This window comes from Microcoleus sp. Pol8_D6 (assembly GCF_036700965.1).
Taxonomy (GTDB): Bacteria; Cyanobacteriota; Cyanobacteriia; order Cyanobacteriales; family Microcoleaceae; genus Microcoleus.
On the sequence record NZ_JAUBPW010000136.1, the window covers coordinates 1 to 4,505 of the forward strand.

Below are 4,505 nucleotides of genomic sequence, written 5' to 3' on the forward strand. Positions count from 1 at the left end.
AAAGTCACCGTTTTCTCGGTATACAATCTAAGGCTGCGCTGACAAGAGCTGGTTGCCGAAAGGTGGTTGGACTTGAAGGTGTGTGGGGGTGGATGGAGACGCCAGGCGGCTTCAGAAACTTCCAAAAAGTTTGACGGAACTTAAAAAACCGTGCTAGAATTCAAGGCTCAGCTGATCGCAGCTAAGTCGGCAGAAAGAAGAAGATGGAAGTCTGAATCTGACTGCAAAGATCCTTAAAAATATACAGCCGATAAGCGTGGGCGTTTGATGGCGAGTGCCAAGTTCTTTGGAACTAGTGCTTAGCACTACAAACGCTCATGAGATAGAAGTGAAGTTCACTTCAATTCTTTTTTATGAGTTGCTCGAAAGAGCGAAAAAATCAAGATCGAACTGTAGAGTTTGATCCTGGCTCAGATTGAACGCTGGCGGCATGCCTTACACATGCAAGTCGAACGGTAACAGGTCTTCGGATGCTGACGAGTGGCGAACGGGTGAGTAATACATCGGAACGTGCCCGATCGTGGGGGATAACGGAGCGAAAGCTTTGCTAATACCGCATACGATCTACGGATGAAAGCAGGGGACCGCAAGGCCTTGCGCGGACGGAGCGGCCGATGGCAGATTAGGTAGTTGGTGGGATAAAAGCTTACCAAGCCGACGATCTGTAGCTGGTCTGAGAGGACGACCAGCCACACTGGGACTGAGACACGGCCCAGACTCCTACGGGAGGCAGCAGTGGGGAATTTTGGACAATGGGCGAAAGCCTGATCCAGCCATGCCGCGTGCAGGATGAAGGCCTTCGGGTTGTAAACTGCTTTTGTACGGAACGAAAAGACTCCTTCTAATAAAGGGGGTCCATGACGGTACCGTAAGAATAAGCACCGGCTAACTACGTGCCAGCAGCCGCGGTAATACGTAGGGTGCAAGCGTTAATCGGAATTACTGGGCGTAAAGCGTGCGCAGGCGGTTATGTAAGACAGATGTGAAATCCCCGGGCTCAACCTGGGAACTGCATTTGTGACTGCATAGCTAGAGTACGGTAGAGGGGGATGGAATTCCGCGTGTAGCAGTGAAATGCGTAGATATGCGGAGGAACACCGATGGCGAAGGCAATCCCCTGGACCTGTACTGACGCTCATGCACGAAAGCGTGGGGAGCAAACAGGATTAGATACCCTGGTAGTCCACGCCCTAAACGATGTCAACTGGTTGTTGGGTCTTCACTGACTCAGTAACGAAGCTAACGCGTGAAGTTGACCGCCTGGGGAGTACGGCCGCAAGGTTGAAACTCAAAGGAATTGACGGGGACCCGCACAAGCGGTGGATGATGTGGTTTAATTCGATGCAACGCGAAAAACCTTACCCACCTTTGACATGTACGGAATCCTTTAGAGATAGAGGAGTGCTCGAAAGAGAACCGTAACACAGGTGCTGCATGGCTGTCGTCAGCTCGTGTCGTGAGATGTTGGGTTAAGTCCCGCAACGAGCGCAACCCTTGCCATTAGTTGCTACGAAAGGGCACTCTAATGGGACTGCCGGTGACAAACCGGAGGAAGGTGGGGATGACGTCAAGTCCTCATGGCCCTTATAGGTGGGGCTACACACGTCATACAATGGATGGTACAAAGGGTCGCCAACCCGCGAGGGGGAGCCAATCCCATAAAGCCATTCGTAGTCCGGATCGCAGTCTGCAACTCGACTGCGTGAAGTCGGAATCGCTAGTAATCGTGGATCAGAATGTCACGGTGAATACGTTCCCGGGTCTTGTACACACCGCCCGTCACACCATGGGAGCGGGTTCTGCCAGAAGTAGTTAGCCTAACCGCAAGGAGGGCGATTACCACGGCAGGGTTCGTGACTGGGGTGAAGTCGTAACAAGGTAGCCGTATCGGAAGGTGCGGCTGGATCACCTCCTTTCTGGAAAACCGCATTCAAAATTGAACGCCCACACTTATCGGTTGTTGGAAAAGGGTCTGTAGCTCAGCTGGTTAGAGCACTGTGTTGATAACGCAGGGGTCGTTGGTTCGAGCCCAACTAGACCCACCAAATTCCGAGGACGAAGGCTGCGGCGCGCGAAGAGCGCGGCGTGGACAGTGATCGAGATGGGGGATTAGCTCAGCTGGGAGAGCACCTGCTTTGCAAGCAGGGGGTCGTCGGTTCGATCCCGTCATCCTCCACCAACGACTGCAGACAAAACAACAACAAGTTTAGTAAGAAATTACTCAACACCAAAGCGGCTTTGAATCAGAAATGATGCGAGGCTGTTTTGTTGTTGATCAATATCGATTGATCAATCGGCTGTTCTTTAAAAATTCATAGAGTCGAATCAGAGTTGTCGGCGGAAACTGCACATTCGTAAAGGTTTAGTGCAGACCGTGCCGCCGGCAACAAGAATTTTTGATTGCGTCAAAACGAATATTCAAACCTAGTTTGAAATTCTTAAGTAATACGATGACAGATCGAGAGATCTGAAGTTGTTTACGGCATAACGCGTCAGGTGAAAGACCTGGCAAGTCCTTGAAGATTACGGCGATATCTTGAAAGAGATGTCAAAGTTATAGGGTCAAGTGACTAAGAGCATGTGGTGGATGCCTTGGCGATTACAGGCGACGAAAGACGTGATAGCCTGCGATAAGCTTCGGGGAGCTGGCAAATAAGCTTTGATCCGGAGATTTCTGAATGGGGAAACCCACCTCGCAAGAGGTATCGCATGATGAATACATAGTCATGCGAGGCGAACCGGGTGAACTGAAACATCTCAGTAGCTCGAGGAAAAGACATCAACCGAGATTCCGAAAGTAGTGGCGAGCGAAATCGGAAGAGCCTTCTAGTGATAGCACGACTGTTAGCAAAGCGGAATGGAAAGTCCGGCCATAGTGGGTGATAGCCCCGTATGCGAAAACAGACGTGTGGTACTAAGTTAGAGAAAAGTAGGGCGGGACACGAGAAATCCTGTCTGAATATGGGGGGACCATCCTCCAAGGCTAAATACTCGTAATCGACCGATAGTGAACCAGTACCGTGAGGGAAAGGCGAAAAGAACCCCGGGAGGGGAGTGAAATAGATCCTGAAACCGCATGCTTACAAAAAGTAGGAGCCCGCAAGGGTGACTGCGTACCTTTTGTATAATGGGTCAGCGACTTACATTCAGTGGCAAGGTTAACCGAATAGGGAAGCCGTAGAGAAATCGAGTCCGAATAGGGCGAATCAGTCGCTGGGTGTAGACCCGAAACCAAGTGATCTATCCATGGCCAGGATGAAGGTGCCGTAACAGGTACTGGAGGTCCGAACCGACTAGTGTTGCAAAACTAGCGGATGAGCTGTGGATAGGGGTGAAAGGCTAAACAAACTTGGAAATAGCTGGTTCTCTCCGAAAACTATTTAGGTAGTGCCTCAAGTATTACCGTCGGGGGTAGAGCACTGTTTAGGCTAGGGGGTCATGGCGACTTACCAAACCTATGCAAACTCCGAATACCGACGAGTACAGCTTGGGAGACAGAGCACCGGGTGCTAACGTCCGGACTCAAGAGGGAAACAACCCAGACCGCCAGCTAAGGTCCCTAAAATTGGCTAAGTGGGAAACGAAGTGGGAAGGCTAAAACAGTCAGGATGTTGGCTTAGAAGCAGCCATCATTTAAAGAAAGCGTAATAGCTCACTGATCGAGTCGTCCTGCGCGGAAGATGTAACGGGGCTAAGCCAGTTACCGAAGCTGCGGATGTGCAATTTATTGCACGTGGTAGGAGAGCGTTCTGTAGGCCTGTGAAGGTGTCTGGTAACGGATGCTGGAGGTATCAGAAGTGCGAATGCTGACATGAGTAGCGTTAAAGGGGGTGAAAAGCCCCCTCGCCGTAAGCGCAAGGTTTTCTACGCAACGTTCATCGGCGTAGAGTGAGTCGGCCCCTAAGGCGAGGCAGAGATGCGTAGCTGATGGGAAACAGGTCAATATTCCTGTACCGATGTGTAGTGCGATGTGGGGACGGAGAAGGTTAGCTCAGCCAACTGTTGGATATGTTGGTTCAAGCCTGTAGTCGTGCCTGGTAGGCAAATCCGCCGGGCTTAGATGAGGGGTGATAACGAGTCTGCTTGCAGACGAAGTGAGTGATACCCTGCTTCCAGGAAAAGCCACTAAGCTTCAGCTACACACGACCGTACCGCAAACCGACACTGGTGCGCGAGATGAGTATTCTAAGGCGCTTGAGAGAACTCAGGAGAAGGAACTCGGCAAATTGATACCGTAACTTCGGGAGAAGGTATGCCCCAAGTAGGTGAACTCGAACAGAGGGAGCCCAACGGGGTTGCAAAAAATCGGTGGCTGCGACTGTTTAATAAAAACACAGCACTCTGCAAACACGAAAGTGGACGTATAGGGTGTGACGCCTGCCCGGTGCTGGAAGATTAAATGATGGGGTGCAAGCTCTTGATTGAAGTCCCAGTAAACGGCGGCCGTAACTATAACGGTCCTAAGGTAGCGAAATTCCTTGTCGGGTAAGTTCCGACCTGCACGA

Annotated in this window: 2 tRNA genes and 2 rRNA genes; all 4 read left to right on the plus strand. The window is 51.0% G+C overall.

The features are described from left to right. Positions 1 to 387 precede the first annotated feature (387 nt). Positions 388 to 1,916, plus strand: a 16S ribosomal RNA gene (locus QUA10_RS28545). Between the two features lie 52 nt (positions 1,917 to 1,968). Continuing rightward, positions 1,969 to 2,045: transfer RNA gene (locus QUA10_RS28550), tRNA-Ile, on the plus strand. A 58-nt stretch (positions 2,046 to 2,103) separates the two neighbouring features. Beyond that, positions 2,104 to 2,179 (plus strand) — tRNA-Ala (locus QUA10_RS28555). Between the two features lie 381 nt (positions 2,180 to 2,560). Continuing rightward, positions 2,561 to 4,505 (plus strand): 23S ribosomal RNA (locus tag QUA10_RS28560); the annotation flags it as partial.